A 15,391-nucleotide genomic window follows, 5' to 3' on the forward strand; every position below is an offset into this window, starting at 1 on the left:
TCTTATCCAACACCTTTGCTCAACGAGTCATAATCTCTGGGACGTCACACTAGACGAGCTTCACGTTTTCAGGTCGCGTGCTCTGCGCCGGGCCGCTGCTCGACGCTCCGCGAAATGGGCCTCGACCTCATTGTCCGGAATGTCGGACCGGGTGTCATTCAGCGCCTCGAGCACCTTCGACCGGAACCAGGCATCATGTCCCTCGCTGCTAGTCACGAGCTCAAGCGGGAGAGAGCCTTCGTTGGCAGTTCGGGTCAGCAGGATCCGCACGGCATCTGAAACTGTCAGCCCCATGCTTTCAAGCACGGCGGACGCACGATCCCGGACCTCGGCATCGATGCGAGTTTGAACAAGAGCATTTGCGGCCATGAGCGATTCCTCTTTCAGGCAAAATGTAATGCAATCGAATGACAAATACTAGCATTCTCTACATGCGGGAGATGTTTCTGCATACATAGGACCGCAGATCTGCGTGCTCGCAGTCGGGAGATGAAGCGACCTGAGCACGCTGACTACCCGGCTTCTGGTTGAATAGCTCGTTCTCGCCTCGGTTCTGATGTCGTATGCCATGTTGGTACTCTCTGTTGATCTCCTAGGCCGCTTCCAAGCCTGCCCGCTTTACGGCAGCCTTATGCGACGACGGGTGCTGACTTGCGCTGCTCCCTATGCCGCCTGGGCATTGACCGACGAAAGCCCTGCCGGGGTCTGCTTCGAGAACCGGTACGTCGTCAAATCCATCCGCTCAAGCCGCCCGCGCCTCGGCGATCGCCTCTTTCAGCCCCTTTTCGTCGAGCACTCCGGCGAACGTGGTACGCCCGATCACGAACGAAGGCGTGCCTGCAAAGTTGAAGGCGAGCGCCTGGTTGTAGTTCCGGTCAAGAAGACCGGAGATCTTGGCGGTGTGCGTGTTCACGGCCGCCGCGATCTCCTTCATGGTGAGGCCCGCGCCCGTGAGGGCCTTCTCGACGTCTTCTTCCGTCAGCTTTCCTGTCGTCTTCATCAGGGCTTCCATGGCTGTCTCGTATTTGCCGATCTGTGCCGCACCAAGAACAGCCTGGGCAGCGAAGATCGAGGCGCCACCGAAGACCGGCCAATCCTTCAGCACGAGCCGGACATTGCCGTCCTCCCGGACGACTTTCTCGACCGTCGGATGAATCTTCTTGCAGTAGGGACACTGGTAGTCGAAAAACTCGACGACGGTGACGTCGCCTCCGGGATTACCGAGAACCGGTGCGTCCGGATCATGGAAGACGGTCTTCTCGGTGATCTCCTGGCTGAAGGCGAAGCGCGGGAGGACGGCGCCAAGAGCGGCGCCGCCGGCGGTGACGGCGAGCAGGTTTCTGCGGGTGATCATTTCATACTTCTCCTTTTCCAGATTCTTCCGGTCCGAGCACGACAACCTTCGAGCCCTTCGGCACGCGGCGGTTAAGATCGATGATGTCGTGGTTCAACAGTCTGATGCAGCCTGAGGACACGGACTTTCCGATCGTCCACGGCTCATTGGTCCCGTGGATACGGTAGAGCGTGTCCTTCCCTCCCTGGTAGAGATAGAGGGCACGTGCCCCCAGAGGGTTTCTGATGCCACCCTCCAGGCCCGCCGCCAAAGGGCCGTAGCGCTCCGGATCGCGCTTGATCATGTTCTGGGTCGGCACCCAGCCCGGCCACTGGGCCTTGCGGGCGATATCGGCTTCGCCCTTGAATTCCATGCCGGCCCTGGCGACGCCGACGCCGTAGCGCATCGCCTTGCCGTTCTCCATGACGAGATAGAGAAACCTGGCATAGGGGTCCACGACGATGGTGCCCGGCGGATATCCGGTCTTGTAATCCACCACCTGACGGACGTTCTCCGGATCCATTTTGGAGACATCGACGCCGGGAATGGTCTCTTTCCCATCTTGTATCGGCGCATACATGCCGGCCAGGGACGGATCCCCCTTCGGGGTTTCGATTTTCGGAGGTTCCGAAGCCGTTTGGGCACAGGCCGACAGCCCCATGACCAGGAGCAGCGCGATCAGCGGGAGCCGCGGAGCGATCACTCGGGCAGGTGTCATTCCGATATTCCTTCCTGAGTTTTAAGTTCCTGGATCTTCTGTGCGAGAGCCTCGCGGGAGATCTCGCCGAGATGGGATCCGATCAGTGTGCCGTCGGCTGCCAGGAAGAGCGTGGCGGGAAGCCCGACTGCCGAATAATGGCGGCTCAGGAGAAGCTGCGGATCGAGCACGACTTCCGACGGGTCAAGGTTCTCGTTCCGAAGGGAGTCAGCCACTGTTGCCGACTGCTCTCCCTGGTTTACAAAGACGAAGCCGACATCCGACGTTCTGGCGGCGAGTTCGGCCATCATCGGCATCTCGCGGCGGCAAGGCGGGCACCAGGTCGCCCACAGGTTCAGCACCGTGGGATGTCCCTTGCCGCCGACCGTGCTTTGGGTGCCGGTCAGGGCTCGGAAAGTGGAGGCCATAGGTGGGATCTGCGTGCTGGAATAGGTGAATGCCGCGGTCGCCGTTGCTGCCAGGACGCCCGCCGCAACGCTTGCAGCACCCCATGCGACAAGCTTCCGGCTGTTCAGGAACAGCACGACCATCATCAGGGCCATGCCTGCTACGCCTCCGCTCCAGGAGAAGCCGCCCTGCCACACAGCCAGGACGCGCCAAGACTCTGAAGCGAAGCTGTCGAGATGCTGCAGGACATGCCCCAGACGCGCCGCGGCGAGACCCGCGAGCGTCGTCCACGACGACCATCGACCGAGCCTGTCGTCGACCCGGTGCGCAAGGACGGCGGCCACGGCAAGAAACACGATCATGCCCACGATGGCAGCGAATCGTTCCGCATCGAACGCGAAAGGGCCGAAAGATACGGCGTTCATCAGAGGCTTTCCTTGAGCGACGCGGCAGAGGCGGCGACGGCCTGCGTGGTGATGTCACCGACCAGCCGGCTGGCTTGGACTTCGTTGTTGCCGGCGTCCAGAAACAGCATCGTCGGGGGGCCGATGACCTGCAGTTCCTTCATCAGCGACCGGTTGGCCTCGGTGATCTTGCTGAGATCGACGGAAATCAGGCGAACGCCCTCAAGCGCGTTTGCCACCGTGGCGTCCGAAAGGACGGACCGCTCGATCACCCGGCACGTGACGCACCAGTCGGCCGTGAAATAGACAAGCGACGAAGCGCCGTTTGCATCGGCTTTCAGCAGCGAGGACAGCTCGGCGGCCGAGGCGGCGGACTGGAACGAGTCCTTGATGATTTTCTTCGCCGTTGTCGTATCGGACCGCGCAGCGGCGATGGGCGCGAGAGGTTTCAAGGGATCGGTTGCGCCCGAAAATGCGCCGATCGCCAGCAGGACCCCATAGAGACCTGCGAGGAGGCCTGCGGACTTGGCAAGCCGCGCGGCACCACCCGCCTCGGGTCTCATCTGGTCGAACGCGCCGATGAAGACCGCGAAGGTGATCGCCAGAACAGACCAAAATAGCAGACCGGTGCCGGCCGGCAGGAGACCATCCGCAAGCCACACAGCGGTGGCGAGGAAGAGGAACCCGAAGACCTGCCGGACGCGTTCCATCCACTGCCCCGCGCGGGGAAGAAGACCCGAGCCGAACGTCCCCATCAGGATCAACGGAATTCCCTTGCCAACGCCGAGTGCGAAAAGTGCCGTCGCGCCGAGAACAACGTCTCCTGTCTGCGCGATGTAGAGGAGCGCACCTGCTAGCGGCGCCGTGACGCATGGGCCGATCACCAGCGCCGAGGAAAACCCGAGTGCCGCCGAAGACGCCAGCGACCCCCCGGAACCGCGGGCTGGCGCGACCCGGTTCCTGAGGAAGGAGGGAAGCTGCAGCTCGAACAGCCCGAAGCTGGACAGGGCGAGCGCCATGAAGATGGCGGCGACGACGAGCGTCGCGGTGGTCGATTGCAGTGCCACCTGGAAGCTCTGGCCCCACCACGCGGCGACGACGCCGAAGAGGCTGAAGGCCGCAGCGAGCGAGAGGACGTAAGTCAGCGACAAGGCAAATCCGCGTCCGGCAGAAAGGCTCTCGCCTTCCCTCGAAAGCGTCGCTGCGAGGATCGGGTACATCGGAAACACGCATGGCGTGAATGCCAGCAGCACGCCAAGACCCAGAAACCCAGCAATCAGAAACAGCACGCCGCCGCGGTCGAGGAGAGAACCGACCACCCCGTTGGCCGACTGGTCTGATATGCGGATGCCCGGACGGTCGACCGGCTCCGCCGCCGCCTTGGACACGAGTGGAAAGGCTGCCTGTGACTGAGGCCCTGCTGGCGAAACTGGCCCGTCAGCAGCCGGATCCATAGCTTGTGCGAGCGTAGCGGGATCGATATCGACCGTGGTCGGAGGGTAGCAGAGACCGCCGTCCTGGCAGCCCTGGTAGGTCACCTTCAACATACCCGCCGTCGGGGCGACGAGAGTCGCGGTGGCCGTGCCGTAGTAGACCTCGGTGCTTCCAAATCCGGGATCGTCCTTGATGACGCCGGGCGGCGTTGACATTTCGACAGGCTTTCCGTCGTCTCCCGTCGCACTCAGATATTCCCGATAAAGGTAGTAGCCGTCCTCAAGCTGCCATCTTAATGCGATGTCAGGACCGTCGCGGCGGGCTTCCATACGAAAAGCCTTCTCCATGGGCAGCGGCGGTTCAATGACAGGCGCGGCCGCGGCGGCGGCAAAGGTCAGAATGAAACATGATACCGACAGGAAGAAACGCAAGGCTCCGCTCCGTAGCTTGGTTGGAGCGGCGGTCTCGCTTCCCAACCTTAAGGCAGCCTTAAGGTGACGGGAGCAGGGGGAGAACGAACTGCGATGAGGATGTGATGCGCCTGCTGGTGGTTGAAGATGACGAGATCCTGTTGGACGGTCTGAAGGTCGGGCTGCAGATGTGCGGCTTCACGGTCGATGCCGTGACCTCGGTTGCCGACGCCGACGCGGCCATTGATGCCGACAGCTTCGACGCTATCATTCTCGACCTCATGCTTCCCGACGGATCAGGGCTCGACGTGCTGGCAAGGATGCGCCGATCCGGCGACCGCACACCCGTCCTCCTCCTGACCGCAAAGGACGAGGTCGCCGATCGGATCGCGGGACTGGATGCCGGAGCTGACGACTATCTGGGCAAGCCCTTCGATCTCGACGAGGTCGCTGCCCGGCTTCGCGCCATCGTGCGCCGCGGGCACGGCAGGGCTGCCGGACATCTCGAATGGAAGGACGTGATCCTCGACCCGGCACGTATGTCTGCATCGCGTGCCGGCATCGCCGTCCCCCTCTCCCGACGGGAGTTCGTAATCCTGCGGGCGTTGATGGAGACGCCGGGAGTCATCCTGTCCAGGTCGAACCTCGAGGAGAAACTGTATGGATGGCAGGAGGAAGTGGAAAGCAACACCGTCGAGGTTCATGTTCACAAGCTCCGTTCCAAGCTCGGCGCGTCGATTATCGAGACCGTGCGTGGCGCGGGCTATCGGCTGAGGGCGGCGCAATGAATTCCATACGGGTAAGACTTTTTGCGATCCTGCTTGCCACGACCGGCGCCGTCTGGTTCTTCGCCGCGGCCTGGATCTATGTCAGCACCCAAGCCGAGGTCGAGCGCGTCCTCGACGCCCGCCTGATGGAAGCGGCGCGGATGGTGAGTTCGTTGATCACGGATCATCGGATAGATCCTGCCGCGGCGGCACACGCGGCAACCGCCAATGCTCCGCCTCCACCGTTCGAGGAAGCCAGCGGCAGCTACAGCCGGCAGCTCTCCTGTCAGATCTGGTCGCTGCAAGGCAACCTTGTCAGCCGGTCCGAGAGCGCGCCCGAGACCTCGCTGGCCAGCCACACCAATGGCTTCGAGGAGACCGAGATCGACGGAGAGCGGTGGCGCGTCTATGCCGTCGTCAATCCATCGCTGGGCGTTCGCGTGCTGGTCGGAGACAGTCTCGAAATCCGTGACCGACTGATCGGCGACGTCATCAAGGGGCTTCTTCTTCCCGGAATCGTCATTCTCCCGGTCCTGGCGGCTCTGATCTGGCTGAGTGTAGGTCGCGGCCTCGCTCCGTTGACCCGCATTGCCGAAGGACTTGCAGGCCGTTCCGCCTCCGAACTGCATCCGGTCGACGACGGCACGGTCCCGCAGGAAGTGCGCCCGGTCATCCGGGCGCTGAACAGCCTGTTCGGTCGCGTGGCCGAAGCGCGCGACCGCGAGCGGAGCTTCACGGCCTATGCCGCCCATGAACTGAAGACGCCGCTCGCAGGGCTAAAGACCCAGGCGCAGATCGCTCTCCGGACCGACGACCAGAACGTCCAGCGCGAGGCGCTATCGCGCATCTCCACCAGCGTCGACCGAACCAGCCGGATGGTCCGGCAACTTATCGATCTTGCCGCCGTCGATGCCTCGCAGGGTGCCTCTAAAGACGAGCCAGTCGACATCGCCGTCCTTCTCGGCGAGATCGCCTCGGAACTGGAGACGCAGCTCGCGGCCAACGACGTCCACGTGGCGGTGGAACTCGCCGATCAGACGCAGCGCCCGACCATTCTGCGAGGTGACAGGGTCCTGGTCCGTCTGGCGATCCGCAATCTGTTGGAGAACGCCATCCAGCATTCGCCGAAAGGCGAGGAAGTCAGGTGCCGCATCGTCGCGGGTCTACGCGAGGCTTTCGTCGAGATCCTGGATCAGGGACCGGGAATCCCGCAAGCGGAAGAGCAGCGTGTCACGGAACGCTTCTTCAGAGGATCGAAGGCCCATGGCCGCGGGAGCGGGCTCGGACTGTCGATCGTCCAGATGGCGCTCGATCGTCTCGGGGGCAGCCTGACGTTCGAGAGAGGCGGCCGCTGGTTTACAGCAAGAGCCTGCTTTCCGCTCCGACGGTCTCAGACCCGCGTCCAGTTGAAGCATCCCGCTGGCAGGATCGAATTGCCGATCAGGAGCGCGCCATGATCGTAAAACTGCTTCGCATCCCCTCCGCCGGACACCGATCCACGCGAGAGCATCGGCATGGCCGAATTGCATGACTGTTTCTCGATCACCGAACTGGTGACACTGGAGGATCTCGGCCTCAGCACCGAAGGGCGCGCCTGGAAGGACATGCTCGACGGTCTCTATGATGCAGATGGCAGCCTGCCCTGCCAGATCGACGGCGGCCTGAAATGTTTCGGCCATCCGGTCGGCGCATCGGGCCTTCGCATGCTCTATGAAGCCTGGCTGCAATTGACCGGCCAGGCCGGCAAACGCCAGCTCAGAGATCCGAAACAAGCGCTGACGCATAATCTCGGCGGCGGACCGGCCCAGAATGTCTGCTCCATAACAATTCTTGGTGGAACTTGATAACGACTTAAATCTGCATAGAAATCGGCAGATCGGCAGCACCCACACTGTTTGGAGGCTGTAAAGGCGGCAGAGACGTTTTCAGGCTCGTTGTCTCCCTACTGACCTTGCCGGAAGCATTGCGGTGCATTCGCTTAGCGCCGAATAACATTGCTGGAGCTTTACCAAACATTATCCAATGGTGGGCGAAGTTGAAGCTCCTCCACAACCCGATAACGCTTCGTAGCCGACAATTTCGCGCTCACTGCAACTTCGGAGCGAAAAACACCGTTTTATTTGCGGGTTCTTGATGAGAATCGAACCGTCACTCGACAAGTTGTGGGAGCACTGACTTCATAAGCTTTTGATTTGCCGGCCGTTATTATTCCCCACTTCAACCCCACCGCGGCGGTACGCCGATATGGGCCTTGAGTGCTTCCGTAAACGCCCTGACCTTGGCGGACGGCACCTGGAGGGCACGCAGGAGATAGATGCCTGACGATCGCTCGTTCCATCGCTCGCCGCGGAGCTTCAGCCGGATGAGATCACCTGCCTGGACGGATGGCCCCGAAACCCAGCTTGGCAAAAAGGCCACCCCCATTCCGGAGATCGCGGCGCTATTTAGCGCTTCAAAATCATCGGACCGGAAAGTCACCTGTTTGCAGGCTTCGCCGGCGGGGCTTCCGAGAATGTCAGACCATCCGAGCAGATCATTGCCATGGAGCTTGTCGAGAAGGCGATGATGGCGGAGCGCATTCTCGTCTTCCGGCTCGCCATGCTGTTCGACATAGCCACGGCTTGCAACGAGGATGCGGTCAAGCGGAGCAAGCTTCGTGGCAATCAGGGAGCTGTCCGCAAGCTCCCCCATCCTCACCACTAGGTCGAGCCGTTCGGCCACGGGATCAGCCAGCCGCTCGGTAAGATCCAGCTCGACATGCAGGCCCGGGTGTTCCTGCGCTAGCGAGGCGAGAACAGGAATAACATAGCGTTTCCCGAAAGTCGGGAAACAAGCGATCCGTAGCGTGCCGCTGACCGCACTATCGAAGGCGGCAACCTCAGCATGGGTATCGGCCAGATCATCGAGCAGGCGCTGGGCGCGTTCAAAGAGGTGATGGCCCGCATCCGTCAATGACAACGCCCGTGTCGAGCGAACAAGGAGAGTAACGCCCAGATCCTGCTCGAGCGAATCGATCTGTCGAACGACAGCCGAAGGCGTGACAGCCCTACGCCGAGAGGCAGCAGAGAAGCTCCCACTGCGGACAACATCGACGTAAACAGCGAGATGTTCTGCGAACCGTGGGTCTCTCATCTTTGCCTACAGCGCAAAACCGTTTCGACCATTCAGTTCGTTATCATCTGCGGGCATCCGGAGCACTTTCCTTCTCGTCAACGGGCGGCAGCCCAACAAACAGAAGGAACACTCCAATGGTCAAGGTCTTAGATACAATTCTCTCCCAGTCCGCCTATTCCGCAGAGATCGACGTTCCGCTCGAAAAGATCGACATTGCCGACTGGCTCTTCACCCTGCCCGAAGCCGAATACCTGCGCTGCTGCCCGCCTGATCACATTGCAGCCGGCGTCACATGGACCGACGACGGTCGTCGCATGTCGATCAATGTTGAGCAGATCGGCTCGGGCCTCGTCGTGCAGCATTATGTGGCTGAGGTCGCCGAGCCTGCCTACTGCCGCATGAACTCGATCTCCGATGTCTTCACAGCCAACGGCCGGACCCAGGTCAATGTCGTTTGGGAACTGATTGCCGAGAAGATCGACGATGGCAGGACCCGCTATACCAACAGGGTTACCGCCCATCCGACGGATGTGTTCATGGCTTTCCTCAGCGAGCACAGCATCAAATTCGAAGATGCTGCAGCAGCACGTCAGGCCGCAGGCGGCGACCACAACAGTCGTGAGACACCTCTCTTTGCTGCAAGCATCGCCCGCCGGGCCCTTTCCAAGTAAGGAGATATCCAAATGAAGGCGATCATCTTCGATGACTTCGGAGGCGCGGATGTTCTGCGCCTCGCCGATGCACCCATCCCCGAATTGCGCCCAGACGATCTTCTGATCAAGGTCGTGGCGGCTGGTGTCAACCGCGCCGACCTTCTTCAACGCGAAGGCGTCTATGGCTCGCAGAGCTACGGAGACAGCCCTATTCTCGGGCTTGAGGTCGCTGGCGAAGTCGTGGCCATTGGAGACACCGTTAGCGGTTTTGCTGTCGGGGAACGTGTCATGGGCATCGTTGGTGGGGGCGCATATGCCCAGTATGCGCGCGTCGATAGTGGAATGGCAGTTGCCATTCCGGCCGGCTTGTCCTTCATGGAGGCTGCCGCAGTTATGGAAAGCTTCATCACGGGCTGGGAAGCGCTTGCACATCTCGGACAAGTCGCAAAAGGCGAGACCGTTCTCGTTCATGCTGCTGCAGGCGGTATCGGATCGGCTGCCGTCCAGCTTGCAAAGACTGCCGGAGCCACTGTCCTGGCCACTGCTTCGGCAAGCAATATCGACAACGTGCTGTCACTTGGCGCCGATGCTGTTTTTGATTACAAGCGGGTGGATTTCGAGGCGGAAGTTGTTGATGCGACGGCGTCTCGCGGGGTCGATCTGATCATCGACTTTGTCGGCGGGTCCTACCTCGCCCGCAACATTCGTAGTCTTGCTCCCGGTGGTCAGCTTGTCCAAGTGGGCCTGTTGGGGCGCGATGATAACGCCATCATTCCACTCGGCGTCGTTCTTCACAACCACCTGCAACTGATTGGCACGGTCATGAAATCGAGGTCACGATCGGAAAAAAGGGCAATGATTCGCCGGTTCAAAGAACAAGTACTGCCGCTGGTGGGACAAGTGCTTAAGCCGGTCATCGGAGCGGTATATCCGCTCGCGGCTACATCGGAAGCCCATCGGCGGATGGAGGCCGGCGGGTTGTTTGGGAAGATCGTTCTGACTGATTTTCCTGAATGACGCAGGCACACGGCGCGTCCGACCAATCGCCTTGAGCGGATTCGAACCGGCGCCCCGCGATTTAAAGGGAGAATTTCAATGACGATTCCGCGCGTTGGTGGCCCACGCGAGGAAACGCATCTACGGTAGCTGCAGGCCCGCGTCCAGCAGATCGTCAAGATAATGCTCTCGCGACTGGAACGCGCCGCTTCTGGCTGGTTCAATTCTCGCACACACCACGCGCCTTGCCAGCGACCGCGCGTCGACGGGGTCCCGGCTGCTATGTCACCCATTGGCCGACCAAGCAGAAATGCGCTCCTTATATTGAACAACCGGTCGAACTGGTCACCGAAGCTTCGGTTTCCAAGGAGGCCACGGACACGATGACGCATTCGTTCCGTCGCCCACAGGCGCGACATTCGCGGCGACCTGCGTCACCTACGATCATCTGGCGCGTCAAGAGTCTGATGCACCGCTAAGACGCGGCGGGGCGGGGAACGGTAAAGGATTTGTCGCGTGAGCCTGTGGCGTGGCCTGCATAGCCATCAAAGACGGTTATCGACGTCCATTCTTTGATGAAGGATGCGGATAACGACGATCTGCCCCGTATCGTTGCTTTTGAAATAGATGAAGTGGGAGCCGACCGAGACTTTCCGGTATCCTTCGCGAATATCGACGGGGCGGCTGACGCGGGTGCCGGCGGCCAGTGCGCGGCATGCGTCCCTAATATTCTGGATATATCGCTCTGCCTGATCGACATTCCACCGTGTCGCCGTGTAGTCCCAAATCCGCTCGACATCGGCCTGCGCGGCGGGGGACAGTATGAAGCCGGTCATTTCGCCTCAAATGCGGCGCGCTTGCGCGCATTGAAGGCGTCGAAATCGAAGGCGGTTGCAGGGCCGGATTCTTCACCTTCGATCAACGCGGCATGCAATGCCTTCACTTTGGCCTCGTGCTCTTCGAGCAGGCGCAGGCCTGCACGCACCACGTCGCTGGCCGAACCGTAGCGCCCCGCCTGGACTTGCGTGTCAATGAAAGTGGCGAAATGATCGCCAAGCGAAATGGATGTGTTTCGAGCCATGTCGGAATCTCCTATCTTTTAATTATATACCAAAAATTGGTACAATGGCAAAATTTATCGTGCGGCCAGCAAGGTCAGCCTCCTGCGCGTGGCGGCCGGGGCTGCCGCACGCAGGAGGTGGCTCCGTTGCAAAAAATTGGTTGCCGCGTGGCGTTGGTGCGGGTATCAGCAAATGTGCGGAAGTCGGTCTTTGATGGGCCGATTACTTGGTTGCCCCCGTCGAGGCTTGGCAACGAACGGATTTCGGGCGTCCGCAGGCAAGCATTCGGTTCAGGATGGCGACGCCGATCGCAGCCTCTGTCTGTTGAGCGAGGAATGACCGAGCGTGCAAACGCAGTCCAATGACGCCCTTGTATCGACCCATCGCGGTTTCAACCAAAGCTCGTTTACCATAGCCGGCCGATGCCTGCCATTTCAGTCGACCATCTGCCTGCATGGATGCTGTGTGATCCTCTCTCTGGCAGGATGCTTGGATGTTGGGCCGTTCAACAGCGTTCGAGCGCGGTGGAATGACGACCCTTGCGTTTGCGCTGTGACGGAGAACTGCGTCGTAGGTTGGATAGCCATCATAAGCTCCATCGGCAGTGAACTGGTCGATCTCATCGTCGATCTGATTCAGCAACGGCTCCAGCTGCGAGGCATCGCCGGTTTCCTGATCTGTCAGACTATGTGCAATGATCTCCCCACTGTCGGCGTCAACAGCTAGATGCAGCTTTCGCCAGCTGCGTCGGGATTTTACGCCGTGTTTTTCTTCCAGCCATTGGCCAGCACCATAGATGGCCGTGCTAGAAATACAACCCGCGATTTATTATCGATTAACCAGAAGATGCTGTCATTCGGGGAGGTTTGGTTTTGCGTCCTTTTAGACTTGTTGTCACGGAGAAGGACGATGCGCAAATTCCAGGGTTCAGCCAGAAGCCCCGAATTCATTCCAGTTGCCTCGATGCGCGGGGTCTTTTTTCATCCATCGCCGATCGGGGCGGCTTGCACGTGGTTCTTTTCGTCAAGCTCACCCATGCGGGTGCGAACCGGATGTGAACCAGCCACCAGATGGTACAATCTGCGCCTGCCGCGCGTTGCGTTGATTGGCTGCTTGATCACTGGCGCCGCATACCCTGCCTTGGCGCAGACTGCCTGGACCGGCGCAGCAGGGAACGACGATTGGTTCGACGCCGGAAACTGGGACACGTCCACCGTGCCGGATGCCTCCAACTCTATCGAAGTCGACCCCGGCAACGCAGTGATTTCCGGCAACGCCGCTGAAGGCGACAATGTCTCCATAGGGTCTGGAGGGACGGTGACCGTAACAGGAACAGGATCCACGTTGACGACCACGGAAACCGGTACGGATGGGGGAACGTTCACTATCGAGGATGGCGGCCTTGTCACCAACAGCAGCGGCGTCGTAGGTGGCATTGCTACTATCTCAGGCACCGACGCTGGCGGCAATGCATCAACCTGGATCAATAACGACTATTTCGCGGTCGGCGATGGCGGGGCCGGCACACTGAATATCCTCGACGGCGGCAAGGTTATCGTCAACACCGATGCTATCCTTGGCCAATCATTCCACGGCAATGCATTGGTCTCAGGGCCCGGGTCGTCCTGGGAAAATACCGGACGGCTGACCATCGACAACGGAAGTTTGCGTATCGAAGACGGCAGCAGTGTCTCGAACACATTGGGTATCGTCGGTGATTCAGACACTGGTGATGCAGTTGTGACTGGCCCAGGCTCGAACTGGCTCAACACGGGACAGCTGACGATCGGGAGCTTCGCTACGGGTACTATGCGCGTCGAGAACGGCGCTGCCGTCATCAGCAACCAAGGCTATGTCGGCGCCAGTGTCGGCAGCGATGGAAGTGTCACCGTGACGGGGAATGGCTCCAGCTGGCAGGTGACGGATTTTAACCTCACCCTGGGGAATTTCGGCGTCGGCTCGATGACCATTGACGACGGGGGGCGGGTGTTCGCAAAGACCGGGGTTTGGCTTGGTGTTTCGGCAACTGATGCAATCGGAACGCTGAACATTAACGGCACGCCGGGTGCTCGCGGGGTATTGGAAACCAGTGGATTTCGGGGCGGCATGGGAACCGCGGATCTCACGCTCGATGGGGGCATCGTGCGAGCCATCGATGACAATGCCGTGTTCTTTTCCAACTATGGCACTCAGCAGGTGCAGTTGGGAGCTGGTGGCGGCATCATTGATACCGATGGCCATGACATCGGCATCGCTCCTGTAATTACCGGCGTCGGCCGCTTGACCAAGGACGGCCTGGGCACCCTCACCCTGACCGGCGAAAACATCTATGGTGGCGGCACTACCATCACCGACGGCACGTTGCAGCTCGGTGACGGCGGAACGACGGGCTCTATCCTTGGCGACGTGACCGATAACGGCATCCTGGCCTTCAACCGTTCGGACGTCGTGACGTTCGGCGGGACGATTTCGGGAACGGGGGGCGTCTATCAGATCGGCACGGGGCAGACTATCCTCACGGCCGACAGTTCAAGCCTCACCGGTGTTTCACAGGTCCAGAACGGCATCCTTTCGGTCAACGGTATTCTTGGCGGCGCGATGGAAGTCAGAGGCGGGCGGCTTCAGGGCATCGGCCAGGGAGGAGAAACCACCAAATTTGTCGGCGGCGTCATCGCGCCCGGCAATTCGATCGGCACGCTGACTGTTTCCGGCAATTACATCGGCAATGGCGGTACCCTGGAAATCGAGACAGTGCTCGGAGACGACAGCTCCACTACCGATAAGCTGGTCGTTACCGGGAACACGTCCGGCAGCACCGATGTTCACGTCATCAATGTCGGCGGCGCCGGGGCGCAAACCAGCGAGGGCATCAAGATTATCGATGTCGTCGGCACGTCAGCCGGAAGCTTCACACTTTTGGGCAGTTACACGTTCGAAGGTGACCCGGCCGTAGTCGCGGGTGCTTATGCCTATCGCCTTTATCAGGGCGGCGTCAGCACGCCCGCCGATGGTGACTGGTATCTGCGCTCGGTCCTGTTGAATTCCGATGCGCCTGATACTCCACTCTACCAGCCGGGTGCTCCGATCTACGAGGCCTATGCCGGGGTATTGCAGAGCTTCAACGAACTCGACACGCTGCAACAGCGCCTGGGCAACCGCTCGTGGTCTGACGGCTCGGTTACGGCGGACGCGCCGCCCAATGCCGATACAGCCGGGCGCGGTATCTGGGGGAGAATCTTGGGCCGCCATACCAGCATCGATCCCAGGGACTCGACGACCAGGGCCAACTACGACGCAGATATCTGGCAATTGCAGGTCGGGGCGGATGGTCAGCTCTATTCCGGAGACTTAGGCGATCTCATCGGTGGTTTTTCTGTGCGCTACGGCACCATCTCCGCCGATGTGTCCTCAAGTTCTGGTGGCGGGTCGATCAACAGCACGGGCTATGGTGTCGGCGGATCGATGACCTGGCACGGGAAAACCGGCTTCTATCTCGACGCCCAGGCGAACGCCACCTGGTACGACAGCGATCTGTCCTCCTCCACTGCCGGCACCAGCCTGATTTCGGGCAATGATGGCTTCGGCTATGCATTCGGGCTGGAAGCCGGCCAACAGATGGCGCTCGATACCAATTGGTCAGTTACTCCGCAGGCGCAGTTGACCTATTCGGCAATCGACTACGACGACTTCACCGACGCTTTCGGCAGCACAGTTTCGCTGACGGAGGCCCACAACCTCAGGGGACGCCTCGGTATCTCCGTCGACTACGAGGATAACTGGATTGACGGCACGGGTCAGACAAGCCGCCTCCATGGCTATGGCATCGCGAACCTCTACTACGACTTTCAGTCGAATTCGGATGTCAGGCTTTCCGGTGTCAAGCTCGCAAGCGAACAGGACCCGCTCTGGGGCGGCCTCGGCCTTGGCGGCACTTACAATTGGAGCAATAATAAATATGCCCTTTATGGCGAGGCCACGGTCGACACCAGTCTGAACAATTTCGGGGACAGCTATACCCTGACTGGGAGAATAGGTCTGAATGTCAAATTCTAGGCTGCAAAGATTGATCGGAGACAAGATCGACAATACGAAAATATCAAACGAAGATTGCAAT

14 protein-coding genes and 1 pseudogene are annotated in these 15,391 nt (G+C 60.3%); 6 read left to right on the forward strand and 9 right to left on the reverse strand.

Annotated elements, in window-relative coordinates:
• Window positions 1–60: 60 nt before the first annotated feature.
• The 5 genes from JL39_RS09140 to dsbD form a co-directional block, all read right to left on the reverse strand.
• Entirely contained in the window at window positions 61–369 is a 309-nt protein-coding gene (locus JL39_RS09140) for a type II toxin-antitoxin system RelB/DinJ family antitoxin (RefSeq protein ID WP_037148883.1), read from the reverse strand.
• A 373-nt stretch (window positions 370–742) separates the two neighbouring features.
• On the reverse strand, window positions 743–1,354 hold the full coding sequence (locus JL39_RS09145; RefSeq protein WP_037148890.1) for a DsbA family protein: 612 nt from the start codon (window positions 1,352–1,354) through the stop codon (window positions 743–745).
• A 1-nt stretch (window position 1,355) separates the two neighbouring features.
• Window positions 1,356–2,051 carry a L,D-transpeptidase gene (locus JL39_RS09150; protein WP_037148892.1) on the reverse strand — a complete coding sequence of 232 codons (696 nt, stop codon included), beginning with the start codon at window positions 2,049–2,051 and terminating at the stop codon, window positions 1,356–1,358.
• Complete coding sequence (locus tag JL39_RS09155) at window positions 2,048–2,863, reverse strand: TlpA disulfide reductase family protein (protein ID WP_037148894.1); 816 nt, start codon at window positions 2,861–2,863, stop codon at window positions 2,048–2,050. The genes JL39_RS09150 and JL39_RS09155 overlap by 4 nt, the downstream gene beginning before the upstream one ends.
• A complete protein-coding gene (gene dsbD / locus JL39_RS09160) occupies window positions 2,863–4,707 on the reverse strand; it encodes a protein-disulfide reductase DsbD (protein WP_037148895.1) in 1,845 nt (614 codons plus the stop codon). Before dsbD ends, JL39_RS09155 begins: the two co-directional genes overlap by 1 nt.
• Before the next feature lie 104 nt (window positions 4,708–4,811).
• On the opposite strand from dsbD, the gene JL39_RS09165 reads away from it, so the two are divergent.
• Genes JL39_RS09165 through JL39_RS09175 form a run of 3 tightly spaced genes read left to right on the forward strand, consistent with a single transcriptional unit; the run spans window position 4,812 to window position 7,297 of the window.
• A complete protein-coding gene (locus JL39_RS09165) occupies window positions 4,812–5,474 on the forward strand; it encodes a response regulator transcription factor (protein ID WP_037148897.1) in 663 nt (220 codons plus the stop codon).
• On the forward strand, window positions 5,471–6,910 hold the full coding sequence (locus tag JL39_RS09170) for an ATP-binding protein (RefSeq protein WP_081952768.1): 1,440 nt from the start codon (window positions 5,471–5,473) through the stop codon (window positions 6,908–6,910). Before JL39_RS09165 ends, JL39_RS09170 begins: the two co-directional genes overlap by 4 nt.
• A gap of 57 nt (window positions 6,911–6,967) precedes the next feature.
• Window positions 6,968–7,297, forward strand: coding sequence for a hypothetical protein (locus tag JL39_RS09175; RefSeq protein ID WP_037148899.1), 330 nt, complete (start codon window positions 6,968–6,970; stop codon window positions 7,295–7,297).
• 373 nt (window positions 7,298–7,670) lie between these two features.
• Here the strand turns inward: JL39_RS09175 and JL39_RS09180 are convergent, their stop codons facing one another.
• Entirely contained in the window at window positions 7,671–8,585 is a 915-nt protein-coding gene (locus JL39_RS09180; RefSeq protein ID WP_037148902.1) for a LysR family transcriptional regulator, read from the reverse strand.
• Between the two features lie 116 nt (window positions 8,586–8,701).
• On the opposite strand from JL39_RS09180, the gene JL39_RS09185 reads away from it, so the two are divergent.
• On the forward strand, window positions 8,702–9,238 hold the full coding sequence (locus JL39_RS09185; protein WP_037148905.1) for a hypothetical protein: 537 nt from the start codon (window positions 8,702–8,704) through the stop codon (window positions 9,236–9,238).
• 12 nt (window positions 9,239–9,250) lie between these two features.
• Window positions 9,251–10,237 (forward strand): NAD(P)H-quinone oxidoreductase, encoded by a 987-nt coding sequence (locus JL39_RS09190; protein ID WP_037148908.1) that lies wholly within the window; start codon window positions 9,251–9,253, stop codon window positions 10,235–10,237.
• Window positions 10,238–10,761: 524 nt separating this feature from the next.
• On the opposite strand, the gene JL39_RS09195 is transcribed toward JL39_RS09190, so the two are convergent.
• From JL39_RS09195 to JL39_RS30895, 3 genes and pseudogenes are all read right to left on the reverse strand, one after another.
• Window positions 10,762–11,052, reverse strand: a complete 291-nt coding sequence (locus JL39_RS09195) for a type II toxin-antitoxin system RelE/ParE family toxin (RefSeq protein ID WP_037148910.1) — start codon at window positions 11,050–11,052, stop codon at window positions 10,762–10,764.
• Window positions 11,049–11,297 carry a type II toxin-antitoxin system ParD family antitoxin gene (locus JL39_RS09200; RefSeq protein ID WP_037148912.1) on the reverse strand — a complete coding sequence of 83 codons (249 nt, stop codon included), beginning with the start codon at window positions 11,295–11,297 and terminating at the stop codon, window positions 11,049–11,051. Before JL39_RS09200 ends, JL39_RS09195 begins: the two co-directional genes overlap by 4 nt.
• Before the next feature lie 202 nt (window positions 11,298–11,499).
• A pseudogene (locus JL39_RS30895) lies at window positions 11,500–12,075 on the reverse strand (IS5 family transposase); the annotation flags it as partial.
• Window positions 12,076–12,186: 111 nt separating this feature from the next.
• On the opposite strand from JL39_RS30895, the gene JL39_RS09205 reads away from it, so the two are divergent.
• Window positions 12,187–15,330, forward strand: coding sequence for an autotransporter outer membrane beta-barrel domain-containing protein (locus JL39_RS09205; RefSeq protein WP_081952769.1), 3,144 nt, complete (start codon window positions 12,187–12,189; stop codon window positions 15,328–15,330).
• Window positions 15,331–15,391: the final 61 nt, after the last annotated feature.

Origin of the sequence: Rhizobium sp. YS-1r (assembly GCF_000757525.1) — a bacterium.
Classification (GTDB): domain Bacteria; phylum Pseudomonadota; class Alphaproteobacteria; order Rhizobiales; family Rhizobiaceae; genus Neorhizobium; species Neorhizobium petrolearium.